Genomic DNA, 26,534 nt, shown 5'->3' with positions numbered 1-26,534 from the left:
GAAACCTTCTTCGAGGAATGCTGGTCGTGATCTGCTGCATGGCAGGGATCGCGATGGCTGATGAAAAGAACATTCTGGTCACCAGCGGCAGCGATCGGGCGACTCCGATTGCCGTCGTACCGTTCGGCATGCAGGGCGGTGCGGTGCTGCCGGACGATATGGCTGAAATCATTGGTAACGATTTGCGGAACTCGGGCTACTACTCGCCGATTCCTAAGCAAAACATGATCAGCCAGCCAAGCCAGCCGAGCGAAATCATCTTCCGTGACTGGAAGGCGGTGGGTGCTCAATACATGATGGTCGGCAGCATTGCGCCAGCGGGCGGTCGTCTGCAGGTTCAGTGGGCACTGTTCAACGTGGCTACCGAGCAGAAAGTGGCTGACGGCAGTGTTTCCGGTACCACCGAGCAACTGCGCGACATGGCGCACTTCATTTCGGATCAGTCGTTCGAAAAACTCACCGGTATCAAAGGTGCGTTTTCGACCCGCCTGCTGTACGTGACAGCCGAGCGTTTCTCCGAGAAGAACACTCGCTACACCCTGCAGCGTTCGGACTACGACGGTGCCCGTGCCGTGACTCTGCTGCAATCGCGCGAGCCGATCCTGTCGCCGCGTTTCGCACCGGATGGCAAGCGCATCGCCTACGTGTCGTTCGAGCAGAAGCGTCCACGGATCTTCATGCAGAACATCGACACCGGTCGCCGTGAGCAGATCACCAACTTCGAAGGCCTGAACGGCGCACCAGCCTGGTCGCCGGATGGCAATCGCCTGGCGTTCGTACTGTCGAAAGACGGCAACCCGGACATCTATGTGATGAACCTGGGTTCGCGTCAGATCACTCGCGTGACGGCTGGTCCTGGCATCAACACCGAACCGTACTGGGGCAAGGATGGTTCGACCATCTACTTCACCTCGGACCGTGGCGGCAAGCCGCAGATCTACAAGACCAGCGCCAGCGGCGGTGGTGCCGAGCGTGTGACCTTCATTGGCAACTACAACGCCAACCCGAAGCTTTCGGCTGATGAAAAGACCCTGGTGATGATCCATCGCCAGGACGGTTTCACCAATTTCAAGGTGGCGGCCCAGGATTTGCAGCGAGGCAGTGTAAAGATCCTCACTGATAGCACTCTGGACGAGTCACCCACTGTTGCGCCCAACGGCACCATGGTAATCTACGCCACCCGCCAGCAGGGCCGGGGAGTCTTGATGCTCGTGTCCATTAATGGACGCGTGAGGCTCCCGCTTCCTACCGCACAAGGCGAAGTCAGAGAACCGTCCTGGTCCCCTTACCTGAACTGACGCGGCGCTTTACGTTTTACTTAACACACTGGGGTTCATTAGGAGTTTCACGATGGAAATGCTGAAGTTTGGTAAATTTGCTGCGCTGGCTCTGGCCATGGCTGTAGCTGTAGGTTGCTCGTCCAAAGGCGGCGACAACGCCGGTGAAGGCGCTGTTGATCCAAACGCTGGTTACGGCGCAAACACTGGTGCCGTTGACGGTTCCCTGAGCGAAGAAGCTGCTCTGCGCGCAATCACCACCTTCTACTTCGAATACGACAGCTCGGACCTGAAGCCAGAAGCCATGCGCGCTCTGGACGTTCACGCCAAAGACCTGAAAGCAAACGGCGCTCGCGTTGTTCTGGAAGGCAACACCGACGAACGTGGTACTCGTGAGTACAACATGGCACTGGGCGAGCGTCGTGCGAAAGCCGTTCAGCGCTACCTGGTACTGCAAGGTGTTTCCCCAGCTCAGCTGGAACTGGTTTCCTACGGCGAAGAGCGTCCAGTTGCTACCGGCAACGACGAGCAGTCCTGGGCTCAAAACCGTCGCGTCGAACTGCGTAAGTAATTCGATATGCGAACGTGCCGTCGTGCTGTAACTGTTCTGGCTCTCAGCCTCGCGCCGCTTGCGGCGTGGGCTGCGGTTCCTGTGGTCGATGACAACTCCGGTTATAACAATAGCGGGAGCAGTTATCCGCCTGCGGGTTACGGTACGAACGGCGCCTATGCCGGGGGAGCGGCTTCGGCCCCTGCCTCGGCACAGGGCATGCTGTTCAACCAACTGCAACAGATGCAGGATCAGATATCGCGCCAGCAAGGTGTGATCGAAGAACTGCAGAATCAGGTTGCGCGCATGAAACAGGAATCCCTGGAGCGATACCAGGATCTTGATCGGCGCATAGGATCCGGTGCTGCACCTGACGCGACTCCTGAGAATTCTTCTGCCGGTGGCGATGCAAGTGCTGCTGCCGGTGCTGCCGCTGGCGCCGGGGCTGCTGCTGCCCAGGCACCTGCTGCCAGTAGCGAACCGGGTGATCCGGCCAAGGAAAAGCTGTATTACGATGCGGCTTTCGACCTGATCAAAGCCAAGGATTTCGACAAGGCCAGCCAGGCTTTCTCGGCATTCCTGCGCAAATACCCGAACAGTCAATATGCGGGCAATGCCCAGTACTGGTTGGGCGAAGTGAACCTGGCCAAGGGCGATCTGCAAGGTGCAGGTCAGGCTTTTGCCAAGGTTTCACAGCTCTATCCCAAGCACGCCAAAGTGCCGGATTCGCTGTACAAGCTGGCTGACGTAGAACGCCGCCTCGGTCATACCGACAAGGTCAAAGGCATTCTGCAACAGGTGGTTTCCCAATACCCGGGGACCTCCGCTGCTCAGTTGGCCCAACGCGATCTGCAACGCATGTAAGTGTGTTTGACCCGTTTGGAAGAAACCCGCGCTTGTCGCGGGTTTTTTCGTTAGAATTCACGCCCTTTTTCTGAAACACGCTTCTGGTGATCTACGCGTTGGCGGGGTTGCCTGAAGTGCCTGACGGAGGCGGACAGCCTGTTTAGCTGTTACGCCCGTGGCGACTATGCAAGACACATTGAGAATCACCGAAGTTTTCTACTCGTTGCAGGGGGAAACGCGGACTGCCGGGCTGCCCACGGTTTTTGTGCGCCTGACCGGTTGCCCATTGCGTTGCCAATACTGCGACAGTGCCTATGCGTTCAGCGGCGGTACGGTCCGCACCCTCGACGACATCCTCGAGCAAGTGGCCGGGTTTCGCCCGCGCTACGTCTGTGTGACCGGCGGTGAACCGCTGGCACAGCCCAATGCCATCCCTTTGCTCAAGCAGCTGTGCGATGCCGGTTATGAAGTGTCACTGGAAACCAGCGGTGCGCTCGATATCTCGGCGGTCGATCCGCGCGTCAGTCGCGTTGTCGACCTGAAGACGCCGGACTCCAAAGAGGCGCACCGCAACCGCTACGAAAACATCGAACTGTTGACGCCCAACGATCAGGTGAAGTTTGTCATCTGCTCGCGGGACGACTATGACTGGGCGGTCTCGAAGCTGATCCAGTACGGTCTTGATCGCCGTGCGGGTGAAGTGCTGTTTTCCCCAAGTCATCATGACCTCAATGCCAGGGATCTGGCGGACTGGGTGGTGGCAGATAACCTGCCGGTGCGGTTGCAGTTGCAGCTGCATAAATATCTATGGAATGACGAGCCGGGGCGCTGATATGACTGAACAACTGAACACTCACGAAAAACGTGCGGTAATCCTGTTATCGGGTGGCCTCGATTCGGCCACTGTGGTCGCGATGGCCCGGGCTGAAGGTTACGCCTGCTACACCATGAGTTTCGATTACGGCCAGCGCTCTCATGCGGAGCTGCATGCCGCCGCGCGCGTCGCTCGCGATCTGGGTGTGGTCGAGCACAAAGTGATCGGCCTGAACCTCAACGGCATGGGCGGCTCGGCGCTGACCGACACCAGCATCGACATCCCGGAAGAGCTGGGCGAGGGCATCCCGGTGACCTACGTGCCGGCGCGCAACACGGTGTTTCTATCACTGGCACTGGGCTGGGCCGAAGTAATCGGCGCGCGTGACATCTTTATCGGCGTCAACGCCGTGGACTATTCCGGTTACCCGGATTGCCGTCCCGAGTTCATTGAATCGTTCGAGCGCATGGCCAACCTGGCAACCAAGGCGGGCGTGGAAGGCAACGGTTTCCGTATCCAGGCGCCGCTGCAGAACCTGAGCAAGGCGCAGATCGTCCAGGCGGGCGTGAAGCTGGGCGTCGATTATGGCCTGACCGTTTCCTGCTATCAGGCGGACGATGAAGGCCGTGCGTGCGGCAAATGCGACAGCTGCCGCCTGCGTGCAGAAGGCTTCGAAGCGGCCGGTGTAAGCGATCCAACACCTTATTTTTGATTTTTTTCAAAAAGGTGTTGAATAGTCCTTAAAAATCAGTATTATACGCGCCACCACACAGCGGGTCGTTAGCTCAGTTGGTAGAGCAGTTGGCTTTTAACCAATTGGTCGTAGGTTCGAATCCCACACGACCCACCATATTTGGCGGTTTAGAAAATCCGGAAGGCCCACGAAAGTGAGGATTTCCGGGTTTTTTTTTGCCTGCGAATCAGGCACCGCTCCTTTCATCATTGCCTGCGCTGACACAGGTCAGAATCATCTTTTGTATCAACGGGATATTCTGTAGCCTTGCGCAGCTTCAATGCTGTCCGTGCCTGATAATACTCACTCTCCCGGCGGTACCCTCAAGTGGTCCGGAGCCGGGTGTATACTCGACTTTCGCGCGAAAGCGCCTGCAGGTCTTGCGAACATGACGCAGATTTCCGAACGCCTTCTGGTTCAAGCCCACCTCGATGCCAAACAGCCCAAACCGCTGACTGCCGAGGAAGAGGCCTACTACCGTTCTGCCATCGCCGCCGAGCTCAAGGCTCAGGACGCGGTGCTGGTGGCCCACTTCTATTGCGATCCGGTGATTCAGGCCCTGGCCGAAGAAACCGGCGGCTGTGTGTCCGACTCCCTCGAAATGGCGCGCTTCGGCAACGCTCACCCGGCCAAGACCGTGGTGGTCGCCGGTGTGAAGTTCATGGGCGAGACCGCGAAGATCCTCAACCCGGAAAAACGTGTGCTGATGCCGACCCTGGACGCGACCTGCTCGCTGGACCTCGGTTGCCCGGTGGACGAGTTCTCGGCGTTCTGCGATCAGCACCCGGAGCGCACGGTGGTGGTGTACGCCAACACTTCGGCCGCAGTCAAAGCCCGTGCTGACTGGGTGGTGACGTCGAGCTGCGCACTGGAGATCGTCGAAAGCCTGATGGACAACGGCGAGACCATCATCTGGGGCCCGGACAAGCATCTGGGCACTTACATTCAGCGCAAGACCGGCGCCGACATGCTGCTGTGGGACGGTGCCTGCATCGTCCACGAAGAGTTCAAGTCCAAGCAGCTTGAAGACATGAAGGCGTTGTACCCGGACGCCGCGATTCTGGTGCACCCGGAGTCGCCGACCTCGGTGATCGAGCTGGCCGACGCCGTCGGTTCCACCAGTCAGTTGATCGCTGCCGCGCAAAGCCTGCCGAACAAGACCCTGATCGTCGCCACCGACCGCGGCATTTTCTACAAGATGCAGCAGTTGTGCCCGGACAAGGTCTTCATCGAGGCGCCAACCGCCGGTAACGGCGCCGCGTGCCGCAGTTGCGCACATTGCCCGTGGATGGCCATGAACACCCTTGAGCGCACGCTCAAGAGCCTGAAGGAAGGGACGAACGAGATCTTTGTCGATCCGGCGCTGATTCCGCAGGCGATCCGCCCGTTGAAGCGCATGCTGGATTTCACCCAGGCGGCGCGGATGAAGCTGGCGGGTAACGCCTGAGGTCCTTCAGAAACACCGCAAAACCTGTGGGAGCGAGCCTGCTCGCGAAGACGGTGAATCAGCAAACATAAATGTCGGCTGATGTTACGCTTTCGCGAGCAGGCTCGCTCCCACAGTGGTATTCGGTGTCAGGAAGTTATTTGCTCTTCTTCGGAATCCGCACCACACGGGTATCGGAATAGATGTCATGCCAGGTGCGCTTCTGCTTGTCGTACAGCGACCAGAGAAATCCAAGCCCTGCGCACAGCCACGACGCGATCGACACCATGAAGCGCAGCAGCGCCTGCCACAGGCTGATCGCGCTGCCATCGGCGTTCTGCACTCGAATCCCCCACACCTGCATGCCCAGTGTCTGCCCGCCGTGAGTCCAGAACTTGGCGAAGAACGCAAACAGCACCAGCAACAGCACCGTCGAATACAGCGGATCGCCATCCATTTTGCCGGCATCGGTCAGTGCACGCAGGCGTTCTTCACCGATGATCGCTGCCTGGATCAACTTGTAAACGAAGCCGGTGACGATCAGCAGGGCGGTGCACAGCAGGAAGTCATAGAACATTGCTGCCAGACGCCGGCCAAGGCCAACAGCAGGGAAGTCGCCCTGGGGAGTGAGCAGGTTTTTCGACATGGCAGCCTCTGGGCGCAAAATGAAGCGCCATTTTACGGATTCGCGCGCACAAAAAAGCCCCTGATATCAATATCAGGGGCTTTTTTGTGACAGAAAATCAGGCTTCGGCGATGACTTCGTCAGCCTGCATGCCTTTCTGACCTTGCACAGCAACGAAGGTCACTTTCTGGCCTTCTTTCAGGCTCTTGAAGCCGTTGCCCTGAATGGCGCGGAAATGCACGAACAGATCCGGACCGCTTTCTGGAGTGATAAAACCAAAACCTTTCTCGTCGTTAAACCACTTGACGGTACCGCTCTGACGTGTCGACATTTCTTATTTCCTTTGACGCATAAATTGATGACAGTCTCTTTCTCATGAAAGAGTACTGGGGCTGGTTGCAGGAGAGTAAGAAGACGTCGAGCGGGATGTAGCTAACTTTGTAGGCTACTGCCCAGGTCACGATTCCAAGCTGACCCATGCAAACACAGTGGACAAACTCTACGCCAACTACGGGAGAAAAAACAAGCCCCGCGAAGGCCCGGTTTTCCTGCGCTTGCTGGCAGTTAGTCAATCCACTAGTGTCGGCTTAGACGATGAACGGGTTCAATTGTTTTCGATCGTTATAAGCAAAGTTCATATTCGAATCAGATGTTAGAAAATGCACTTTTTTGTGGCGATTGCGTTACACATTAGTGCACGCATAACGCAATCGCGTTACTTATAGAAACAGTCAATCAACCACGATAGTAGCGTTGTGGAACAAATGGCATTTTGCTTACAAGCATTTGCACCTTTTTCCCACGAACGATGGCCCAGACTGGCGTGTCCAGTGCCACATAAGCGCTGTCGAGATAACCCATCGCCAACGGCCCGCTTAGGGTCGGGCCGAAGCCGCCGCTGCACACGCTGCCGATGATTTCGCCCGCTTCGTTGACGATTTCAGCGCCTTCACGCACCGGCGTACGTTCCTGTGGCAGCAGACCGACGCGTTTGCGTGCCACGCCGTTCTGCTGCTGAGCAAATACTTGCTCTGCGCCCGGGAAACCGCCGGCTCGCGCGCCGTCGGCGCGGCGTGGCTTGGAGATCGCCCACAACAGGCTGGCTTCGATGGGGGTGGTGTCGGTGTTCATGTCGTGGCCGTACAGGCACAGGCCGGCTTCCAGGCGCAGCGAGTCGCGGGCGCCGAGGCCAATGGCCTGGACTTCCGGTTCGGCCAGCAGGGCACGGGCGAGTTTTTCTGCATCGGCTGCCGGTACGGAAATCTCAAAACCGTCTTCACCGGTGTAACCCGAACGGCTGACGAAGCAATCGATGCCCAGCAGCTGCACGCGGTTGAACTGCATGAATGTCATCTTCGCCACCTCTGGTGCAAGACGCGCCAGTACGGTGACTGCAGCCGGACCTTGCAACGCCAGCAACGCGCGCGCTTCGAACAGCTCCGTTATGGTGCACTGATCACCGATGTGCTTTTGCAGATGCGCCAGGTCCTGATCCTTGCACGCGGCGTTGACCACCAGGAACAGCTCGTCGTTACCGAGGTTGGCGACCATCAGGTCGTCGAGGATGCCGCCGTTGTCGTTGGTGAACATCGCGTAGCGCTGCATGCCCACCGGCAGGTCGATGATGTCCACCGGCACCAGGGTTTCCAGGGCCTTGGCGGCATTGGCGCCGGTCAGGCGAATCTGGCCCATGTGCGAGACATCGAACAGCCCGGCCTGCTCACGGGTGTGTTGGTGCTCTTTCATCACGCCGAGCGGGTATTGCACCGGCATGTCGTAGCCGGCGAACGGCACCATGCGGGCGCCGAGTTCGAGGTGCAGAGCGTGCAGCGGGGTTTTCGACAGTTGTTCGGTGGACATGCGTGACTCCTTGATTCATACCAGCTCTCTCCCGGAGGAAGAGGGGGCTAATTAGCATTCGATAATGTTGACTGCCAGACCGCCACGGGCGGTCTCCTTGTATTTGCTTTTCATGTCGGCGCCGGTCTGGCGCATGGTGCGGATGACCTTGTCGAGCGAGACGAAGTGTTGCCCGTCGCCGCGCATGGCCATGCGCACTGCGTTGATCGCTTTCACCGAGCCCATGGCATTGCGCTCGATGCACGGCACCTGCACCAGCCCGCCAATCGGGTCGCAGGTCAGGCCGAGGTTGTGTTCCATGCCGATTTCCGCGGCGTTCTCTACTTGCTGCACGCTGCCGCCGAGCACTTCGCACAACGCGCCGGCGGCCATCGAGCAGGCCACGCCGACTTCGCCCTGACAGCCGACTTCAGCGCCGGAGATCGAGGCGTTTTCCTTGTACAGAATGCCGATCGCGGCGGCGGTCAGCAGAAAACGCACCACGCCGTCATCGTTCGCACCCGGGATAAACCGCATGTAGTAATGCAGCACCGCCGGAATAATCCCGGCCGCACCGTTGGTCGGCGCGGTGACCACGCGCCCGCCGTTGGCGTTTTCTTCGTTGACGGCGAGGGCGTAGAGGTTGACCCAGTCGAGCACCGACAGCGGATCGCGCAGCGCCGATTCCGGGTTCTTGCACAGCTGTCGATGCAGCGCCGCCGCCCGGCGCTTGACCTTCAGCCCGCCCGGCAGAATGCCTTCGTTGCGACAGCCAGCGGCGACGCAGTCCTGCATCACTTGCCAGATTTTCAGCAGACCGGCGCGGGTCTCGGCCTCCGGGCGCCAGGCGCTTTCGTTGGTCAGCATCACCTGGCTGATCGACAGACCGTAGGTGGCGCAATGGCCGAGCAAGTCCTTGGCGCTTTTGAACGGGAAGGTCAGCGGTGTGGCGTCTTCGACAATGCGGTCGGCACCGGCGGCATCCTCATCGACGACGAAACCGCCGCCGACCGAGTAGTACTCGCGGCTGCGGATCTGAATACCGGCTGCATCGAATGCGCGAAAGATCATGCCGTTGGGGTGATAGGCCAACGGTTTGCGGATCATCGCCAGGTGTTCTTTCTCATTGAAGGCAATGCTGTGTTCGCCGAGCAGATTCAGCCGGCCATTGCCGCGAATGTCCTGCAGGCGCGCGGCGACAGTTTCGGTATCGACGGTGTCCGGGTGTTCACCCTCAAGACCGAGCAGCACGGCCTTGTCGCTGCCGTGACCCTTGCCGGTGGCACCGAGCGAGCCGTACAACTCGACCCGGACACTGGCGGTGGCGGCCAACAGGTTTTCCCGGCGCAGGCCTTCGGCGAAGCGCGCAGCGGCACGCATCGGGCCGACGGTGTGGGAGCTGGAAGGGCCGATGCCAATCTTGAACAGGTCGAACACGCTTAACGACATGAGTGGTTCTCCGGTTTCTTGTTATAGGAATTGGCGGAATATCAGGCTGAGTACATCCCCTGTAGGAGCTGCCGAAGGCTGCGATCTTTTGATCCTGTTTTAAGATCAAGATCAAAAGATCGCAGCCTTCGGCAGCTCCTACAGATAAAGCGATAAAGCGGTGGGGCGGACGAACCGCCCCCGTTCTTTTTAAGCGTAGCTTTCGATCGACGGGCAGGCGCAGACCAGGTTGCGGTCGCCGAACACGTTGTCGACGCGACCGACCGGCGGCCAGTACTTGCCTTCGATCAACGACGCCACTGGATATACCGCTTGCTCGCGGCTGTACGGGTGGGTCCACTCGCCGACCAGCTCCGCCGCCGTGTGCGGGGCGTTCTTCAGCGGGTTGTCGTCCTTGTCCAGCGTGCCGTTTTCCACTGCGCGGATTTCTTCGCGGATGCGGATCATGGCGTCGCAGAAGCGGTCCAGTTCTTCCTTGGATTCGCTTTCGGTCGGCTCGATCATCAGCGTGCCGGCCACCGGGAACGACATGGTCGGGGCGTGGAAGCCGAAGTCGATCAGGCGCTTGGCGACGTCATCGACGCTGATGCCGCTGCTGTCTTTCAGCGGACGCAGATCGAGGATGCATTCGTGCGCCACCAGACCGTTGCTGCCGGTGTACAGCACTGGATAGTGCTCTTCCAGGCGACGGGAAATGTAGTTGGCGTTGAGGATTGCCAGTTGCGAAGCCCGCTTCAGACCGGCGCCACCCATCATGCGAATGTACATCCAGGTGATCGGCAGAATGCTCGCGCTGCCGAACGGCGCTGCGCAGACCGCGCCTTCCTTGCGTTGCATCTGGCCATGGCCCGGCAGGAACGGGGTCAGGTGCGACTTGACGCCGATCGGGCCGACGCCCGGGCCGCCACCGCCGTGCGGAATGCAGAAGGTCTTGTGCAGGTTCAGGTGCGATACATCGCCGCCGAACTTGCCCGGTGCGCAGAGGCCGACCATCGCGTTCATGTTGGCGCCGTCGATGTACACCTGGCCGCCGTTGTCGTGAATGATCCCGCAGATTTCGCGGATGCCTTCTTCGAACACGCCGTGGGTCGACGGGTAGGTGATCATCAGCGCTGCGAGGTGTTCGCGGTGCTCGATGGCTTTGGCGCGCAGGTCTTCGATGTCGACGTTGCCACGGGCATCGCACGCGGTCACGACCACGCGCATGCCGGCCATGTTGGCGGTGGCCGGGTTGGTGCCGTGGGCGGACGACGGAATCAGGCAGATGTCGCGGCGCTCGTCACCACGGCTCTGGTGGTAAGCGCGGATTGCCAAGAGACCCGCATATTCACCCTGCGAACCGGCGTTCGGTTGCAACGAGATCGAATCGTAACCGGTGGCGGCGCAGAGCATCGCTTCCAGTTCATCGGTCAGTTGCTGGTAGCCGGCGCTTTGCTCGGCCGGGGCGAACGGGTGCAGGGCGCCGAATTCGGCCCAGGTCACCGGGATCATTTCGCTGGCGGCGTTGAGTTTCATGGTGCACGAGCCCAGCGGGATCATGGTGCGATCCAGTGCCAGATCCTTGTCCGCCAGTTTGCGCAGGTAGCGCATCAGCTCGGTTTCCGAGTGATAACGGTTGAACACCGGGTGGCTGAGGATTGGCGACTGACGTACCAGCGCCGCCGGGATGGTGCTATGCACCGAAGCGGCCAGCGCAGCGAAGTCCGGCAGGGTTTTGCCGTCGGCGAACAGGCCCCACAGCGTTTCGATGTCAGCCTGAGTGGTGGTTTCGTCGACCGACAGGCCCAGACGCTGAGTGTCGATTACGCGCAGGTTGATCTGTGCAGCGTGCGCCTTGTCGTGCAGCGCGGCAGTGTGCGCGCCGATGGCGAGGGTCAGGGTATCGAAGAAGCTTGCCTGTTCGACGGTCTGGCCCAGTGCGCTCAGGCCCTTGGCGAGAATCGCGGTCAGGTGATGCACGCGGTTGGCGATCTGGGTCAGGCCTTTCGGGCCGTGGTAGACCGCGTACATGCTGGCGATGTTGGCCAGCAGCACTTGCGCGGTGCAGATGTTCGAGGTGGCTTTCTCACGGCGGATGTGTTGCTCGCGAGTCTGCATCGCCAGGCGCAGGGCCGGCTTGCCGAAACGGTCAACCGAAACACCGACCAAACGGCCCGGCATGTCACGCTTGAATGCATCCTTGGTGGAGAAGTAGGCGGCGTGCGGCCCACCGAAGCCCAGCGGTACACCGAAGCGTTGCGCCGAACCGATGGCGACGTCCGCGCCGAACTCGCCCGGAGCGGTCAGCAAAGTCAGGGCCAGCAGATCGGCAGCCACCGCAACCAGCGCGTTGGCGGCGTGGAAACGCTCGGTCAGTTCGCGGTAGTCGAACAGGTCACCGTTGCTTGCCGGGTATTGCAGCAGCGCGCCGAAGAACGGCGTGACGTCCGTCAGTTCACGCTCATCGCCAACCACCACGTCGATGCCCAGCGGCTCGGCACGGGTGCGCAGCACGTCGAGGGTTTGCGGGTGGCTGTGGATCGAGGCGAAGAATTGGTGGCTGCCCTTGTTCTTGCTCAGGCGTTTGCAGAAGGTCATGGCTTCGGCAGCGGCGGTGGCTTCGTCGAGCAACGAGGCGTTGGCGATCGGCAGGCCGGTGAGGTCGCTGATCAGGGTCTGGAAGTTCAGCAGCGCTTCGAGACGGCCCTGGGAAATTTCCGGCTGGTACGGGGTGTAAGCGGTGTACCAGGCCGGGTTTTCCAGCAGGTTGCGCAGGATCGGCGACGGCGTGTGGCAGTTGTAGTAGCCCTGGCCGATGTAGGTCTTGAACAGCTGGTTCTTGCCGGCGATGGATTTGATCATCGCCAGGGCGTCGGCTTCGCTCAGGCCGTCGTCCATGCCGAGCACGCTGGTGCCCTTGATGCTTTCCGGGATCACGCTGGCGCTCAGCGCTTCGAGCGAGTTGAAGCCGAGGCTGTTGAGCATGGCTTGCTCGTCACCGGCGCGCGGGCCGATGTGACGGGCGATGAATTCGTTGGCAGTGCCGAGGTTTACTTGGGTCATGTCGCTACTCCTCAGGCTGCGTCTTGCGCTTTGATCAAACGGTCGTAGGCGTCCTGGTCCAGCAATTTCGCCACCGCCGAGGCGTCGCTTGGCTGGAAGCGGAAGAACCAGCCTTCGCCCAGCGGATCTTCGTTGACCAGTTCCGGAGCGTCTTCCAGCGCCGGATTAACTTCCAGGACGTCGCCATCGAGGGGCATGTACACACCGCTGGCGGCTTTCACCGATTCCACGGTGGCGGCTTCGGCGCCTTTTTCGTAAGCCTGCAGCTCAGGCAGTTGCACGAACACCACGTCGCCCAAGGCGTGCTGCGCGAAAGCGGTGATGCCGACAGTGACGCTGCCGTCAGCTTCGGTGCGCAGCCATTCGTGATCTTCAGTAAAACGCAACTCGCTCATGGAAACTCCTAAGGGGCCAGACTCGTCTGGTGGACGCGGTGGAAGGCGTGGGCATGAAAGCCCTGATTTTATGAGCGGTTACTTAGCAAGAACGCGGCCATCTTGGATTTATCTATATAAAACAATGGCTTATTGATTGTCGGCAAGCCTGATGAAGGGATGACTGTAGCGAAATCGCTACAGTTCAGGGCGGGGAGAAAAGCTGAAGCGGATCAAAGCCTTGCACAGCGGTCGCTGACGGAGGGTGTAGCGATATCGTTCCGCTGTAGCGCTTTCAGTACAGATGGAGGTCGTTTTCAAGTAGAAAAATACAAATTTTGAACTGGAAACCCGGACTGTAGGAGCTGCCGAAGGCTGCGATCTTTTGATTTNGTTTTTTAAGATCAAGATCAAAAGATCGCAGCCTTCGGCAGCTCCTACAGGGGGTTAGGGTGAGTTTAAGACTTGCCCGGAATGCCGTACTTGCGCAGGCGATGGGCAATCGCGGTGTGCGATGTCTGCAGGCGGCTGGCCAGTTGGCGGGTCGAGGGGTAGCTGGCGTAGAGTTTTTCCAGCAGCGATTTTTCGAAGGACTCGACGGCTTGTTCAAGGCTCTCGACGTCGCTGTCGGTCTGCCGCGCCACCGAGGTGCCGGCGATGTCGAGGTCGCCGATGTCCACCAGACTGCTTTCGCAGATCGCCGCCGCGCGGAAGATCACGTTCTGCAACTGCCGCACGTTACCCGGCCAACGATTACCGAGCAGTGCCGGATAGGTACCGGGCGCGAGGCGACAGACCGGCCGCTGAATCTGCGCACAGGCCTGCTGCATGAAGTAGCGCGCCAGCAACAGGATGTCCTGACCGCGTTCGCGCAGCGGCGGCACTTCGACGTTGAGCACGTTGAGGCGGTAGAACAGGTCTTCGCGGAACAGGCCTTCGCTGACCATTTTTTCCAGGTCGCGGTGGGTCGCGCTGAGGATCCGCACGTTGACTTTGACTTCCCGATCACCACCCACCCGACGGAAGCTGCCGTCGTTGAGGAACCGCAACAGCTTGGCCTGCAAGTACGGCGACATCTCGCCGATTTCGTCGAGAAACACTGTGCCCTGGTTCGCCAGTTCCATCAGCCCCGGTTTGCCGCCACGTTGCGCGCCGGTGAAGGCGCCGGGGGCATAGCCGAACAGTTCGCTCTCGGCGAGGTTCTCCGGCAGGGCCGCGCAGTTCAGGGCGAGGAACGGCGCACTGTGTCGCGTACTGATCGCATGGCAGGCGCGGGCCACCAGCTCTTTACCGGTGCCGGTTTCGCCCTGAATCAGCAGCGGCGCATCAAGGGCGGCGACGCGTTGCGCGCGGGCCTTGAGGGTGCGGATCGCCGGGGATTCGCCGAGCAGCGCATCGAAACCTTCGGCATGGTCGTGGTGCAACGCCGAGAGCTGTTCGCCGATACGGTTCGGTTGATACAGGGTCAGTAGCGCGCCGGCGTCGGTGATCGGCGTGGCGTCGAGCAACAGGGTCTGGCCGTTGACGGTGATCTCGCGCAGCGGCAGACGGAAGCCTTGTTCGAGCAGGGCGTCCAGCAGTCCCGGATCGTTGAACAGTTCAGAGACGCTTTCACCCGCCGGTTCGCGTCCGTACAGCGCGATCAGTGCCGGGTTGGCCAGCAGCACTTTCCCGGCGCTGTCGAGGGCGAGCACCGGATCGGTCATCGCCGCGAGCAATGCATCGAGCTGCAGGTGCCGACGCTGGCCGGGGAGGATGTCGACCACCGTGACCGCTTCGACACCGCGCACCCGAAACAGCGCATCTTTGAGTTCTTCGAGCACTTGCGGGCTCAAGGTCGGGGCGTCGATGTAGACGTTGGGCGGAATCATCTCCACCGCATCCAGATTGAGATTGCGCCCACCGAGGATCGCCAGGACTTCCTGGGTGATGCCGACGCGGTCGATGAAGCTGACGTGGATACGCATGGGGCGGTTCAGTGTTCTGGAATGCGGAGGGGGGCAAGTATGCCTTGGGGCGGGGCAATGGTGAAATCAGATCAAAAGATCGCAGCCTTCGGCAGCTCCTACAGAAAAGCGATCAATGTAGGAGCTGCCGAAGGCTGCGATCTTTGAACCTGGGGTTACTCGAAATGCTCGGGATTAACCGGATCTCCGGATTGCATATTCAACTTCTGCCGAATGTCCTCAAACATCAGGTCGTAATGCTTGTGCACCGAGCCGATCTGGCTGTGAGTCTTGGGAATCCCGTACTTCTCGGCAATCCGGGTCACGTCGCGGGCGAAGTTGTAAGCCTCTTCCTTGGGCAGGAAAAACGCCTCCTTCATGTCCTTGCCCTGCATATTGCCGTGCAGGGTGAACTGTATCCCTTTGCCTTTTTGCGGATCGGTGAACACTTCATAGTCGAGGCACAAGTCGTAACTGACGTCATCTGGCGTCAACGCATGTCGCTCGATGTGTAAATGACCGGGGTTGAATATGGCCATGGGTTTCTCCTTCTCAAGGCATGGGAGAAGGGCAGACCCTGGGCCTGCCCCCGGAGTTTCTGGTTATCGATAGCTGATGCCCGGCTTCGCGGTGCTGACACGGGTTCCGGCGGTGCCCTGAACGATGGCTTCGATGTCCGCCAGCGACCCGATCACCGCGACCTTGCCAGTATGGCGCGCGAACTCGCAAGCTGCCTGCACCTTCGGCCCCATGGAACCGGCGGCAAAACCGAGGCGTTCCAGTTCGTCCGGGTGCGCTTCGGCGATGGCTTTCTGGGTTGGCTTGCCGTAATCGATGAATGCCGCGTTGACGTCCGTGGCGATCACCAGCAAATCGGCCTCCAGTTGCTCGGCGAGCAGCGACGAGCACAGATCCTTGTCGATCACCGCCTCGATGCCCTTGAGGTTACGGTGCTCGTCGTACATCGTCGGAATGCCGCCGCCACCGGCGCAAATCACGATGCTGCCCTTGTCCAGCAGCCACTTGATCGGACGGATTTCGAAGATGCGTTTTGGCCGAGGGCTGGCCACCACGCGGCGGAATTTGTCACCGTCCGGGGCGATGGCCCAGCCTTTTTCAGCGGCGAGCTTTTCTGCTTCGGCTTTCTCGTAGACCGGGCCGATCGGTTTGCTCGGGTTCTGGAAGGCCGGGTCCTTGGCGTCGACCTCGACCTGGGTCAACAGGGTGGCGAACGGCACTTCGAAGTCCAGCAGGTTGCCCAGTTCCTGTTCGATGATGTAGCCGATCATGCCTTCGGTTTCGGCACCGAGCACGTCCAGCGGGTAAGGGGTGACGGAGGTGTACGCCGCTGCTTGCAGCGACAGCAGGCCGACTTGCGGGCCATTGCCGTGGGCGATGACCAGTTGGTTGCCGGGATGGATCTTGGCGATTTGCTCGGTGGCGATGCGGATGTTGGCGCGCTGGTTGTCAGCGGTCATCGGCTCGCCACGGCGGAGCAGGGCGTTACCGCCCAGAGCTACGACGATGCGCATGGTGCATGTCCTTCTGGAAAACAGTGAAAGCTCGCAGGACGAATGCGGTCCCTGTGGGAGCCGGGCTTGCCCGCGATAGCGGTGGATCAGGCAACATTGTCGCTGGCTGACATACCGCAATCGCTGGCAAGCCAGCTCCCACAGTGACCGTGTCGTGTCAGTGAGAGCTGTATTGGTTTACAGATCAGCCAGGGTCGAGACCAGAATCGCCTTGATCGTGTGCATGCGGTTTTCCGCTTGCTCGAAGGCGATGCAGGCGGGCGACTCGAACACGTCGTCGGTCACTTCGATGCCGTTGGCCAGGTGCGGGTACTGTTCGGCGATCTGTTTGCCGACTTTGGTATCGCTGTTGTGGAACGCCGGCAGGCAGTGCATGAACTTGGTGCGTGGGTTGCCGGTGGCTTTCATCAGCTCTTTATTGACCTGATACGGCAGCAGTTGCTGGATACGCTCGGCCCAGGCTTCCACCGGTTCGCCCATCGACACCCAGACGTCGGTGTGGATGAAGTCCACGCCTTTGACCGCCGCTTTCGGGTCTTCGGTGAGGGTGATGCGTGCACCGGATTCTTCCGCGTATTTCTTGCAGCGATCCACCAGATCGTCATGCGGCCACAGGGCTTTTGGCGCGCAGATGCGCACGTCCATGCCGAGTTTGGCACCGACCAGCAGCAGCGAATTGCCCATGTTGTTGCGCGCATCGCCGAGGTAGGCGTAGCTGATTTCGTGGATCGGCTTGTCGGCGTGTTCACGCATGGTCAACACGTCGGCGATCATCTGTGTTGGGTGATATTCATCGGTCAGGCCGTTGAACACCGGCACCCCGGCGAACTTCGCCAGCTCTTCGACAATTTCCTGTTTGAAGCCACGGTACTCGATGGCGTCGTACATGCGACCCAGCACGCGGGCCGTGTCTTTCATGCTTTCCTTGTGGCCGATCTGCGATGAGTTCGGGTCAATGTAGGTGACATTGGCGCCTTGGTCATAGGCCGCCACTTCGAACGCGCAACGGGTGCGGGTCGAGGTTTTTTCGAAGATCAGGGCGATGTTGTTGCCCTTGAGGTGTTGCTGCTCGGTGCCGGTGTATTTCGCGCGTTTCAGGTCGCGGGACAGGTCGAGCAGATAACGCAGCTCGCGCGGGGTGTGGTGTTCCAGGCTGAGCAGGTTACGGTTGTGGATGTTGAACGCCATGATGATTCTCCTTGGATTCGGTAATCGGCCCGGCTGCTACGGGGTGAGTGCGGCCGGGGAGATGGTCGTTTAGTAATCGATTGGGTCGCGGATGATCGGGCAGGTCATGCAGTGGCCGCCGCCGCGACCACGGCCGAGTTCGCCGGCGCTGATGGTGATGACTTCGACGCCTGCCTTGCGCAGCAGGGTGTTGGTGTAGGTGTTGCGGTCATAGCCGATGACCACGCCCGGTTCTACCGCGACCACGTTGTTGCCGTCGTCCCATTGCTCGCGTTCGGCAGCGAAGCTGTTGCCGCCGGTTTCCACCACGCGCAGCTTCGGCAGGTTGAGGGCTTTGGCCACGGTGTCGAGGAAGCTGCCTTCTTCGCGGCGGATGTCGATGCCGCCCTGTTTGCTTTCGTCAGGGCGCAGGGTGAACGCGACGATCTGGTTCACCACTTCCGGGAAAATCGTCACCAGGTCGCGGTCGCAGAAGCTGAACACGGTGTCCAGGTGCATCGCGGCGCGGGACTTCGGCAGGCCGGCGACGATGACTTTCTCCACGGCTTTGTTCTTGAACAGGTTCAGCGCCAGTTGGCCGATGGCCTGTCGGGATGAGCGTTCGCCCATGCCGATCAACACCACGCCGTTGCCGATCGGCATCACGTCGCCGCCTTCCAGCGTCGAGCTGCCGTGGTCCTTGTCCGGATCGCCGTACCAGATCTCGAAATCGGCGTTGGTGAACTGCGGGTGGAATTTGTAGATGGCAGTGGTCAGCAGGGTTTCCTGACGGCGCGCCGGCCAGTACATCGGGTTCAGCGTCACGCCGCCGTAGATCCAGCAAGTGGTGTCGCGGGTGAACTGGGTGTTCGGCAGCGGCGGCAGGATGAAGCTGGAGTGGCCGAGGAAGTCGCGGAACATCTGGATGGTCTTGCCACCAAAGCTGTCCGGCAGATCGTCGGCGGACACGCCACCGATCAGGAATTCGGCGATGTGCCGTGGCTCAAGGCTTTTCAGCCAGGATTTGACTTCGCTGATCAGGCCCAGGCCCACCGAATCGGCAGTGACCTTGCGCTCGAGGATCCAGTCCAGTGCTTCCGGGATGGCGACGATGTCGGTCAGCAGGTTGTGCATTTCCAGCACGTCGATCCCGCGTTCACGCATTTTGGTCACGAAGTCGAAGTGGTCGCGCTTGGCCTGGGCGACCCACAGCACGTCGTCAAACAGCAGTTCGTCGCAGTTGTTCGGGGTCAGCCGCTGGTGGGCCAGACCTGGGGAGCAAACCATGACTTTGCGCAGTTTGCCGGCTTCGGAATGGACGCCGTACTTAACTTTTTCCGTGGTCATTGCAGTGATCCTCCAGAGGTAAAAACTTGGGCAATTACAGGGTCAGGAAGCCGTCGTAGAGACCGTAGGCTGCCACCAGGGCACCGACGACCACCGCGGCGAAAATCAGCTTCTCGACGTTGGTGAAAACCGCTTGTTTGAGTTCGAGCTTGGCCTTGGCGAACAGGATTGCGCCGGGTGCGTAGAGCAGGGCCGAGAGCAGCAGGTACTTCACCCCACCGGCATACAGCAGCCAGACCGCGTAGATCAGGGCGATACCACCGATGATCAGGTCCTTGCGGCGCTCGGCTGCGAAGCCTTCGTAGGTTTCGCCGCGTACCGCGAGCAGCAGGGCGTAGGCCGCCGACCACAGGTACGGCACCAGAATCATCGAAGTGGCGAGGTAGATCAGCGACAGGTAAGTGCTGGCCGAAAACAGGGTGATGATCAGGAACAACTGAACCATCGCGTTGGTCAGCCACAACGCGTTGACCGGTACGTGGTTGGCGTTCTCCTTGCGCAGGAACTCCGGCATGGTGTGGTCTTTGGCGGCGGCGAACATGATCTCCGCACACAGCAGCACCCACGACAGCAGCGCGCCCAGCAGCGAGATGATCAGACCGACGCTGATCAGCACCGCGCCCCAGTGACCGACCACGTGCTCGAGCACGGCAGCCATCGACGGGTTCTGCAGTTTGGCCAGTTCCGGTTGGGTCATGATGCCCAGCGACAGCACGTTGACCAGCACCAGGAACAGCAGCACGGTGATGAAACCGATCACGGTGGCCTTGCCGACGTCGGAGCGTTTTTCCGCCCGGGCCGAGAAGATGCTCGCGCCTTCAATGCCGATGAACACCCACACGGTGACCAGCATCATGTTGCGCACCTGGTTCATCACGCTGCCCAGATCCGGGTTTTTCACGCCCCAGATGTCAGCGGTGAAGATGTCCAGTTTGAAGGCGAAGACCGCGATCAGGACGAACAGCAGCAACGGCACGACCTTGGCGACGGTGGTCACGAGGTTGATGAACGCCGCTTCCTTGATTCCGCGCAGCACCAGGAAATGCACGGCCCACAGCAGCACCGAGGCGCCGATCACGGCGGCCACCGTGTTGCCTTCGCCGAAAACCGGAAAGAAATACCCGAGGGTGCTGAACAACAGAACAAAGTAACCGACGTTACCCAGCCAGGCGCTGATCCAGTAGCCCCAGGCGGACGAGAAACCCATGTAATCGCCGAATCCGGCCTTGGCGTAGGCGTAGACGCCGCCGTCCAGGTCAGGCTTGCGATTGGCGAGGGTTTGAAAGACAAAAGCGAGGGTGAGCATGCCGACAGCGGTGATGGCCCAACCGATCAGCACCGCACCGACGTCGGCGCTGGCGGCCATGTTTTGTGGCAAAGAGAATATCCCGCCACCGATCATTGAACCGACTACCAATGCAACCAGTGCACCGAGTCGTAGTTTTCCGGGAGCTTCAGACATTGCATGACTCCATTGCAGGAGAGAAGAGTTCACAGCGTAGTGCCGTTGTCTGTTCAAACAGCTGACTTAGATCAGTTCATGGCCACATTCCATTGTTAATGAATGACTTATGAAAAGGCTGATGGCATAAAGCTGCTGCCCGAAGAGGCCCATTCCAGAGGCTTGCGGCAGATGTGGTTGGGAATTTCTCCTATTACTTTGGAATTATCACGCTAGTTGGTTTTCAGCTTTTGGCAAATTTTTCACATCTGTTTTCAGTACAGAATCAAATAATCAGGATTCGCGCACAAAAGCGATTAGTCGTGCTATGCGTTAGCGTTGTTGGCTATATATATAAGAGCGGTATTGGCGTTATTCACAGAACGTACTTACTCTTTATCCGTTTAGTTAATACCCAGAAATAGACACACCTTGTGGCGAGGGGATTTATCCCCGATGGGTGGCGTAGCCGCCCCAGATCCATTCAGCGCGGCGTATCAGGCAGAACGAGTTCTCAGGTTTTGGGGCGGCTATGCCACCCATCGGGGATAAATCCCCTCGCTACAGGTATAAACAGGTTTCGAGAACCGTTGTCAGGAAAAGGGAGACAAGAATGTCGCAACCGACGCAAAAGCTGCGCCTTGGTGCGTTGATCGCCCTGGTTGTAGGTTCGATGATTGGCGGGGGAATTTTTTCCCTGCCGCAGAACATGGCGGCGCGCGCCGATGCCGGGGCGATCCTGATCGGCTGGGGAATCACCGCCATCGGCATGCTGACCCTGGCGTTCGTGTTCCAGACCCTCGCCAACCGCAAGCCTGAGCTGGACTCCGGCGTCTACGCCTACGCCAAGGCCGGGTTTGGCGACTACATGGGTTTCTCGTCCGCCTGGGGTTACTGGATCAGCGCCTGGCTGGGCAACGTCGGTTATTTCGTGTTGCTGTTCAGCACGCTCGGTTACTTCTTCCCGGTGTTTGGCCAGGGCAACACGCCGGTCGCCATCGGCTGTGCGTCGGTGCTGTTGTGGGCCGTGCATTTTCTGGTGATGCGCGGGATCAAGGAGGCGGCCTTCATCAATCAGGTGACCACGGTCGCCAAGATCGTGCCGCTGATCATGTTCATCGTGATTGCGGCGGTGGCGTTCAAGGCCGATATCTTTACCCGCGACATCTGGGGCCGCAGCAACCCGAGCTTCGGCGGGGTGATGGATCAGGTGCGCAACATGATGCTGGTGACGGTGTTCGTGTTCATCGGCATCGAGGGCGCCAGCGTGTACTCGGCACGGGCGGAGAAACGCACCGATGTCGGCCGCGCCACGGTGATCGGTTTTCTCGGCGTGCTGGCGCTGCTGGTGCTGGTCAATGTGCTGTCGCTGGGGATCATGAGCCAGCCAGAACTGGCGACCCTGCAAAACCCGTCGCTGGCGGCGGTGCTGGAACACATCGTCGGGCCATGGGGTGCGTTGTTGATCAGCCTTGGTCTGGCGGTGTCGCTGCTCGGCGCGTTGCTGTCGTGGGCGTTGTTGTGCGCCGAAATCCTGTTTGCCACGGCGCGGGACAAGACCATGCCCGCGTTTCTGAAAAAGGAAAACGCCAACCACGTGCCGGTCAATGCGCTGTGGCTGACCAACGTGATGATTCAGATTTTCCTGCTGATCACGCTGTTTTCCGCCGGCACCTACACCAGCCTGATCTACCTCGCCTCGTCGATGATTCTGGTGCCGTACCTGTGGTCGGCGGCGTACGCGGTGTTGCTCAGCGGGCGTGGCGAAACCTATGAACATGCCTCGGCCGAGCGCACCAAGGACCTGCTGATCGGCGGCATAGCGCTGTGCTACGCGCTGTGGCTGTTGTATGCCGGCGGGGTGAAATACCTGCTGCTGTCGGCGCTGCTGTATGCGCCAGGTGTGGTGCTGTTCGCCAAGGCCAAGCATGAGCAGGGCCAGCCATTGTTCACTCATGTCGAGAAGGTGATTTTCACCGGCGTGGTCATTGGTGCGGGGTTGGCGGCATATGGGTTGTACAGCGGGGTGTTGTCGTTGTAGGTGATGTCAGTGCGGGCCTCTTCGCGAGCAGGCTCGCTCCCACATTTGAAATGCGTTCCCCTGTGGGAGCTGGTTTGCCAGCGAAGAGGCCTCCATGGTTTCACCACAGCGGGCGATGTGAACCCAATTCTGTGGCCGGCAACTGCCATTGCAGCGGCGTCCCGCTGATCTTCAGCGGTACCAGCAAGCGATGCGCCGGCCCCCAAGGTGTTTGTTCCAGAAGCGGGTTTTGATCCTGCGCATCTGCAGCCCGCAACGCTTCGCTCGACCCCGGCCCCTGTTCGATCAACAGCTTGGCGGTGCGCGCCAGCGACAAGCGTGCCGAGCCACCTCGACCCGTCTTCAAACGTTGCGTCAACAGCCGGATCGCACTCGCCGCCATCAAATACCCGGTTGCATGGTCCAGCGCCTGCACCGGCAACGGCGTCGGTTGATTCGCGTGCTTCCAGTGCTGCCCGGCCTCGGCGATGCCGCTGCTCATCTGCACCAGACTGTCGAAGCCACGGCGGTTCTGCCACGGGCCGCTCCAGCCGTAGGCGTTGAGGCAGACGTCGATCAGCCCCGGCGCCAGTAGCCGCCGGCGCTCGGAGCCGAAGCCGAGGTGTTCCAGCGCGTCGGCACGGTAGCCGTGCACGAGGATGTCGGCGTCCTTCAGCAGGTTTTCAAACACCACGCGATCTGCCGGTTGCTGCAGATCCAGCCGCGCGCAGCGTTTGCCAAGGGTCATGTCCGGGATAACGCCCGGTTCGTTCCAGGTCGGCGGATCGATGCGCAGCACATTGGCGCCGAGGCCGGCAAGGAAACGGCTGGCAGTGGGGCCGGCAAGCACGCGGGTCAGGTCCAGCACCTTGAGGCCGGCCAGCGGCCGCGCTGCCGAGCCTTGCCAGGCGTTGGTGTGTTCATCCTGCGCATCGAGGAAATGCACCAGCGGTTCGGCATTCACTGCCAGCCCCTGCGGATGCTGCTGCCACTGCGCCCAACTGCGCATTTCGGCGGCGCAGCCGTTGGCGTCGACGACTGCTTGTTCCAGATCGGCACTGCGCCATTGGGCGACGTTCGCTGCCATGGCGGCACGGTCGGCGCAGGCGCCCAGTACGCGTTCGGCGGCGGCGCGGTGATGCGGGGCGTTGGTGTGCAGGCGGATCCAGCCGTCCTCGGTTGCGTAGTCACCGGCCACCGGATCCCACAGCGGCGGAACGTTCCAGCCCATCGGACGCAGCGAAGTGGCGAACCAGAACGAGGCCAGACGTCGATCGACTTCCACCGCGGGCAAGTGCCCGGTCTGTTGCCGGAGCAGTTCGCTGACGGCCTGCCCGGCAGCGCCGATGCTGGCGCAGGCCAGGTCGGTCACGGCGAATGCCGAGGGCAGGGCGCCATGGCCCGTGAACGGAATCGGCGTGTGGGGCAAGCCGAGTGCGGCTTGAATGGACGTGAGTAGATCAGTCATCGAAGGCCCTCCGGGAGAGAGGGCGATGATAGTGCAAAAGAATCTCGGGCCAGATGAAATTCCGGACAACCCACGCTGCCCCCTGTGGGAGCTGGCTTGCCAGCGATGACGGNTGGATCAGTCAGTACATGAGTGACTGACACACCGCAATCGCTGGCAAGCCAGCTCCCACAGGGACGGTGGTGATTATCAGACGCGGAACTGGTCCATCAGCTTCATCTGCTGGCTCGCCAGGGCATTCAACTGACTGCTGATCGCCGCTGATTCAGTCGCCTGCTCGGTCAGCGTTTCAGTCACGGTGCGAATCGCCGAGACGTTGCGGTTGACCTCTTCGGCCACGGCGCTCTGTTGTTCGGCGGCACTGGCGATCTGCAGGTTCATGTCGCTGATCACGGTGACCGCGTCGCTGATCTTGCCCAGCGCGTCCACGGCCTGACGGATCTGCCCGGCGTTGTTGTGTGCCTGGGTCTGGCTCGAATGCATGGTCGCGACCACGCCACGGGTGCCGGTCTGGATGCGCTCGATGACGATGCGGATTTCTTCCACCGAATCCTGAGTGCGCTTGGCCAGGTTGCGCACCTCGTCGGCGACCACTGCGAAACCACGACCGCTTTCCCCGGCGCGGGCCGCTTCGATGGCGGCGTTGAGCGCCAGCAGGTTGGTCTGTTCGGCGATGCTGCGGATCACTTCCAGTACCGAACCGATCTGCTCGCTGTTGACTGCCAGTGCTTCGACCTCGGTCACCGCTTTGCTGACTTCGTCGGCCAGTTGATTGATGTCGCGGGTGCTGCGTTCGATGATCGACATGCCGTCGCGGGCCGACTGATCGGCGCCCTTGGCGGCGTTTGCTGCGTTCGACGCGCTGTTGGCGACGTCGTGGGCGGTGGCGCTCATTTCGTTGGACGCGGTGGCGACCTGATCGATTTCGCGGAACTGCACCTGCATGCCTTCGCTGGTCTGGCGGGCGATTTCCGAGGACTGATCAGCAGTGCCACGCGCTTCGGTGATGCTCTGTTTGATCTGGGCGATGGTCGGTTGCAGCTTGTCGAGGAAGCGGTTGAACCAGTTCACCAGTTCGCCCAGTTCATCCTTCTTGCTGTAGTTCAGGCGCTGGGTCAGATCGCCTTCACCGCTGGCGATGTTCTTCAGCATTTCAGCGACACTGTTGATCGGCCGGGTCACGCCCGAGGCGGTGAGCCAGATCAGCAGCAAACCGATCAGACCCGCGACCACGGCCACCAGCAACGCGCTGACCAAACCGCTTTTCTGCGCATCGTCGAGCACCGCTTGCAGCTTGACCGAGTCGGCCAGCAGCACCTGTTTCGGCAGGTCGATGACCACGCCCCAGGCCCGCGAATTGCCAATCGGATCGACCGGGTACACCGCGCGAATCAGCTCGCCCTGTTCAAGAATCTTCGGCGTACCGCTGCTGACCAGTTGCAGCAGGTCCTTGCCGTCGGCGCCGAGGGTATCGCTGATTTTTTTGCCGACCCTGGTCGCGTCGGAACTGTCGGCGCCGAGTACGCCGCTGCCGGAGACGATCAGCATGTGCCCGGCGTTGTTGAACAGATCGCGCTGGGAGTCCACCGCCGCTGCTTGCAGGGCATCGAGGGCGATATCGACGCCGGCCACGCCGATGGCCTTGCCGTCGACGATCAGCGGCACGGAAATGGTGGTCATCAACATTTCCTTGCCGCCCACGGTGTCGGCGTACGGGTCGAGCAGGCAGGTGCGCTTGTTGTCGCGAGGGCAGGTGTACCAGCTGTTGTAAGGCGTGCCGCTGACGCTGAGGGTGGTCTTGGTCATGTCTTCTTCGACCATGATCGTGTTCAGCGCGGAACCGGCAGCGCGGCTCCAGTAGGTCGCAAAGCGCCCGGCTTCGTTGGACTGGCGCGCGGCATCGTTGACGAACTCGCTGTCCTTGCCGTCGAGGCCGTTGGGTTCGAAAGCGAGCCAGATGCCGAGCACCTTGTCGTTGCGCTCGAACGCGGTTTTCAGGCTCTGGTTCAACTCTTCACGCAGGGCACCGGCGTCCAGCGAACGCTTGGCGGCCATCACCCGCATGTCCTTGATCTGGTCGGCCAGGGCAGTGATCACCGTCAGGCTTTCGCCAAAGGTTTTCTGTACCCGCACCGCTTGCTCGGCTGCCTTGGCCTGCAACAGGTTTTGCACACTGGCGGTGAGCATCTTGCTGCTGGAGTCACTGACCAGATCGTCGTTCTGGTTGGTCTGGTAAATGTTCATGCCGACGATCAGCGCGACCACACCGAGCAGACACAGACCGGAGAGCAGGACGATTTTCAGGCGAATGGAAAGAGAGTCGAACATGGGGCGATCTCGTGAATGAATGAGCAGGTGGCCACGGGATGAACTACCCGGTTCGCCAAATCCATTCAGCGCCATGCATTGCTCATCGGCGCGCAGCGACGGCGCATGAGTTGCTTGCCGACGAACGGTCAGCGCTAAACGTTTGCGCAGGGGAATGTGCTGAAAAGGCGATTAATTACAGGGAAGTTTCAGCCTGATGAACACCGGGGAGCTGCTGGTGATGAGGCTTTGTGGTGAGGGGATTCATCCCCGATGGACTGCGCAGCAGGCCCAAAACCTGACAACCATTTTTAACTGAAACTCTGCGGAG

20 protein-coding genes, 1 tRNA gene and 2 pseudogenes are annotated in these 26,534 nt (G+C 60.4%); 8 read left to right on the top strand and 15 right to left on the bottom strand.

What is annotated here, in order from left to right; all coding sequences use genetic code 11:
* Window positions 1-17 precede the first annotated feature (17 nt).
* The 7 genes from tolB (at window position 18) to nadA (ending at window position 5,667) form a co-directional block, all read left to right on the top strand.
* Complete coding sequence (tolB, locus tag ACTJKS_RS13685) at window positions 18-1,298, top strand: Tol-Pal system beta propeller repeat protein TolB (RefSeq protein WP_164747834.1); 1,281 nt, start codon at window positions 18-20, stop codon at window positions 1,296-1,298.
* A 52-nt stretch (window positions 1,299-1,350) separates the two neighbouring features.
* Window positions 1,351-1,848: a peptidoglycan-associated lipoprotein Pal gene (gene pal, locus ACTJKS_RS13680; RefSeq protein ID WP_003178634.1), complete on the top strand. Its 498-nt coding sequence runs from the start codon at window positions 1,351-1,353 to the stop codon at window positions 1,846-1,848.
* Window positions 1,849-1,854: 6 nt separating this feature from the next.
* Window positions 1,855-2,691 (top strand): tol-pal system protein YbgF, encoded by an 837-nt coding sequence (ybgF, locus tag ACTJKS_RS13675; protein ID WP_108183612.1) that lies wholly within the window; start codon window positions 1,855-1,857, stop codon window positions 2,689-2,691.
* A gap of 166 nt (window positions 2,692-2,857) precedes the next feature.
* Window positions 2,858-3,505, top strand: a complete 648-nt coding sequence (queE, locus tag ACTJKS_RS13670) for a 7-carboxy-7-deazaguanine synthase QueE (RefSeq protein ID WP_108183611.1) — start codon at window positions 2,858-2,860, stop codon at window positions 3,503-3,505.
* A 1-nt stretch (window position 3,506) separates the two neighbouring features.
* Window positions 3,507-4,199 carry a 7-cyano-7-deazaguanine synthase QueC gene (gene queC / locus ACTJKS_RS13665; RefSeq protein ID WP_198759686.1) on the top strand — a complete coding sequence of 231 codons (693 nt, stop codon included), beginning with the start codon at window positions 3,507-3,509 and terminating at the stop codon, window positions 4,197-4,199.
* Window positions 4,200-4,261: 62 nt separating this feature from the next.
* Window positions 4,262-4,337: transfer RNA gene (locus ACTJKS_RS13660), tRNA-Lys, on the top strand.
* A gap of 271 nt (window positions 4,338-4,608) precedes the next feature.
* Window positions 4,609-5,667, top strand: a complete 1,059-nt coding sequence (gene nadA, locus ACTJKS_RS13655) for a quinolinate synthase NadA (protein ID WP_003227499.1) — start codon at window positions 4,609-4,611, stop codon at window positions 5,665-5,667.
* 136 nt (window positions 5,668-5,803) lie between these two features.
* On the opposite strand, the gene ACTJKS_RS13650 is transcribed toward nadA, so the two are convergent.
* From ACTJKS_RS13650 to arcD (ACTJKS_RS13595), 12 genes are all read right to left on the bottom strand, one after another.
* A complete protein-coding gene (locus ACTJKS_RS13650) occupies window positions 5,804-6,292 on the bottom strand; it encodes an RDD family protein (RefSeq protein ID WP_041068583.1) in 489 nt (162 codons plus the stop codon).
* Window positions 6,293-6,389: 97 nt separating this feature from the next.
* Window positions 6,390-6,602, bottom strand: coding sequence for a cold-shock protein (locus tag ACTJKS_RS13645; protein ID WP_007951194.1), 213 nt, complete (start codon window positions 6,600-6,602; stop codon window positions 6,390-6,392).
* Window positions 6,603-7,006: 404 nt separating this feature from the next.
* Window positions 7,007-8,131 carry a glycine cleavage system aminomethyltransferase GcvT gene (gcvT, locus tag ACTJKS_RS13640; protein WP_262948240.1) on the bottom strand — a complete coding sequence of 375 codons (1,125 nt, stop codon included), beginning with the start codon at window positions 8,129-8,131 and terminating at the stop codon, window positions 7,007-7,009.
* 51 nt (window positions 8,132-8,182) lie between these two features.
* The gene (locus ACTJKS_RS13635; RefSeq protein ID WP_198759688.1) at window positions 8,183-9,559 is read right to left on the bottom strand and encodes an L-serine ammonia-lyase; all 1,377 of its coding nucleotides are present in this window, start codon (window positions 9,557-9,559) and stop codon (window positions 8,183-8,185) included.
* Between the two features lie 189 nt (window positions 9,560-9,748).
* Window positions 9,749-12,601: an aminomethyl-transferring glycine dehydrogenase gene (gene gcvP, locus ACTJKS_RS13630; protein ID WP_262948241.1), complete on the bottom strand. Its 2,853-nt coding sequence runs from the start codon at window positions 12,599-12,601 to the stop codon at window positions 9,749-9,751.
* Between the two features lie 11 nt (window positions 12,602-12,612).
* A complete protein-coding gene (gcvH, locus tag ACTJKS_RS13625) occupies window positions 12,613-12,996 on the bottom strand; it encodes a glycine cleavage system protein GcvH (protein ID WP_262948242.1) in 384 nt (127 codons plus the stop codon).
* 437 nt (window positions 12,997-13,433) lie between these two features.
* A complete protein-coding gene (locus tag ACTJKS_RS13620; protein ID WP_108183604.1) occupies window positions 13,434-14,942 on the bottom strand; it encodes a sigma-54-dependent transcriptional regulator in 1,509 nt (502 codons plus the stop codon).
* A gap of 155 nt (window positions 14,943-15,097) precedes the next feature.
* The gene (locus ACTJKS_RS13615) at window positions 15,098-15,460 is read right to left on the bottom strand and encodes a DUF5064 family protein (RefSeq protein ID WP_108183603.1); all 363 of its coding nucleotides are present in this window, start codon (window positions 15,458-15,460) and stop codon (window positions 15,098-15,100) included.
* Between the two features lie 63 nt (window positions 15,461-15,523).
* On the bottom strand, window positions 15,524-16,453 hold the full coding sequence (arcC, locus tag ACTJKS_RS13610; RefSeq protein ID WP_115984261.1) for a carbamate kinase: 930 nt from the start codon (window positions 16,451-16,453) through the stop codon (window positions 15,524-15,526).
* 177 nt (window positions 16,454-16,630) lie between these two features.
* Window positions 16,631-17,641 (bottom strand): ornithine carbamoyltransferase, encoded by a 1,011-nt coding sequence (locus ACTJKS_RS13605; protein WP_003227481.1) that lies wholly within the window; start codon window positions 17,639-17,641, stop codon window positions 16,631-16,633.
* 69 nt (window positions 17,642-17,710) lie between these two features.
* Window positions 17,711-18,967: an arginine deiminase gene (gene arcA, locus ACTJKS_RS13600; protein ID WP_047296012.1), complete on the bottom strand. Its 1,257-nt coding sequence runs from the start codon at window positions 18,965-18,967 to the stop codon at window positions 17,711-17,713.
* A gap of 34 nt (window positions 18,968-19,001) precedes the next feature.
* A complete protein-coding gene (gene arcD, locus ACTJKS_RS13595; protein WP_041068609.1) occupies window positions 19,002-20,429 on the bottom strand; it encodes an arginine-ornithine antiporter in 1,428 nt (475 codons plus the stop codon).
* 592 nt (window positions 20,430-21,021) lie between these two features.
* On the opposite strand from arcD (ACTJKS_RS13595), the gene arcD (ACTJKS_RS13590) reads away from it, so the two are divergent.
* Window positions 21,022-22,449: an arginine-ornithine antiporter gene (gene arcD, locus ACTJKS_RS13590; protein WP_262948243.1), complete on the top strand. Its 1,428-nt coding sequence runs from the start codon at window positions 21,022-21,024 to the stop codon at window positions 22,447-22,449.
* Window positions 22,450-22,549: 100 nt separating this feature from the next.
* On the opposite strand, the gene ACTJKS_RS13585 is transcribed toward arcD (ACTJKS_RS13590), so the two are convergent.
* The 3 genes and pseudogenes from ACTJKS_RS13585 to ACTJKS_RS13575 form a co-directional block, all read right to left on the bottom strand.
* Complete coding sequence (locus ACTJKS_RS13585) at window positions 22,550-23,896, bottom strand: CoA transferase (RefSeq protein WP_108183600.1); 1,347 nt, start codon at window positions 23,894-23,896, stop codon at window positions 22,550-22,552.
* Window positions 23,897-24,085: 189 nt separating this feature from the next.
* Window positions 24,086-24,613: pseudogene (locus ACTJKS_RS13580) on the bottom strand (methyl-accepting chemotaxis protein); the annotation flags it as partial.
* Between the two features lie 330 nt (window positions 24,614-24,943).
* Window positions 24,944-25,951: pseudogene (locus tag ACTJKS_RS13575) on the bottom strand (PDC sensor domain-containing protein); the annotation flags it as partial.
* Window positions 25,952-26,534 lie beyond the last annotated feature (583 nt).

It is taken from the genome of Pseudomonas sp. 22189 (genome assembly GCF_052045635.1).
Classification (GTDB): domain Bacteria; phylum Pseudomonadota; class Gammaproteobacteria; order Pseudomonadales; family Pseudomonadaceae; genus Aquipseudomonas; species Aquipseudomonas parakoreensis.
This window is presented reverse-complemented; position numbering and strand designations above follow the sequence as displayed.

What these genes read in the sequence shown, in the direction of transcription:
- queC (WP_198759686.1), top strand. Translation starts at nt 3,507, where the DNA reads ATGACTGAACAACTGAACACTCACGAAAAACGTGCGGTAATCCTGTTA.
- gcvT (WP_262948240.1), bottom strand. Translation starts at nt 8,131, where the DNA reads ATGTCCACCGAACAACTGTCGAAAACCCCGCTGCACGCTCTGCACCTC.
- gcvP (WP_262948241.1), bottom strand. Translation starts at nt 12,601, where the DNA reads ATGACCCAAGTAAACCTCGGCACTGCCAACGAATTCATCGCCCGTCAC.
- pal (WP_003178634.1), top strand. Translation starts at nt 1,351, where the DNA reads ATGGAAATGCTGAAGTTTGGTAAATTTGCTGCGCTGGCTCTGGCCATG.
- ybgF (WP_108183612.1), top strand. Translation starts at nt 1,855, where the DNA reads ATGCGAACGTGCCGTCGTGCTGTAACTGTTCTGGCTCTCAGCCTCGCG.
- queE (WP_108183611.1), top strand. Translation starts at nt 2,858, where the DNA reads ATGCAAGACACATTGAGAATCACCGAAGTTTTCTACTCGTTGCAGGGG.
- nadA (WP_003227499.1), top strand. Translation starts at nt 4,609, where the DNA reads ATGACGCAGATTTCCGAACGCCTTCTGGTTCAAGCCCACCTCGATGCC.
- ACTJKS_RS13605 (WP_003227481.1), bottom strand. Translation starts at nt 17,641, where the DNA reads ATGGCGTTCAACATCCACAACCGTAACCTGCTCAGCCTGGAACACCAC.
- ACTJKS_RS13585 (WP_108183600.1), bottom strand. Translation starts at nt 23,896, where the DNA reads ATGACTGATCTACTCACGTCCATTCAAGCCGCACTCGGCTTGCCCCAC.
- arcD (WP_041068609.1), bottom strand. Translation starts at nt 20,429, where the DNA reads ATGTCTGAAGCTCCCGGAAAACTACGACTCGGTGCACTGGTTGCATTG.
- ACTJKS_RS13615 (WP_108183603.1), bottom strand. Translation starts at nt 15,460, where the DNA reads ATGGCCATATTCAACCCCGGTCATTTACACATCGAGCGACATGCGTTG.
- arcA (WP_047296012.1), bottom strand. Translation starts at nt 18,967, where the DNA reads ATGACCACGGAAAAAGTTAAGTACGGCGTCCATTCCGAAGCCGGCAAA.
- ACTJKS_RS13635 (WP_198759688.1), bottom strand. Translation starts at nt 9,559, where the DNA reads ATGTCGTTAAGCGTGTTCGACCTGTTCAAGATTGGCATCGGCCCTTCC.
- ACTJKS_RS13620 (WP_108183604.1), bottom strand. Translation starts at nt 14,942, where the DNA reads ATGCGTATCCACGTCAGCTTCATCGACCGCGTCGGCATCACCCAGGAA.
- arcC (WP_115984261.1), bottom strand. Translation starts at nt 16,453, where the DNA reads ATGCGCATCGTCGTAGCTCTGGGCGGTAACGCCCTGCTCCGCCGTGGC.
- ACTJKS_RS13650 (WP_041068583.1), bottom strand. Translation starts at nt 6,292, where the DNA reads ATGTCGAAAAACCTGCTCACTCCCCAGGGCGACTTCCCTGCTGTTGGC.
- tolB (WP_164747834.1), top strand. Translation starts at nt 18, where the DNA reads ATGCTGGTCGTGATCTGCTGCATGGCAGGGATCGCGATGGCTGATGAA.
- gcvH (WP_262948242.1), bottom strand. Translation starts at nt 12,996, where the DNA reads ATGAGCGAGTTGCGTTTTACTGAAGATCACGAATGGCTGCGCACCGAA.
- ACTJKS_RS13645 (WP_007951194.1), bottom strand. Translation starts at nt 6,602, where the DNA reads ATGTCGACACGTCAGAGCGGTACCGTCAAGTGGTTTAACGACGAGAAA.
- arcD (WP_262948243.1), top strand. Translation starts at nt 21,022, where the DNA reads ATGTCGCAACCGACGCAAAAGCTGCGCCTTGGTGCGTTGATCGCCCTG.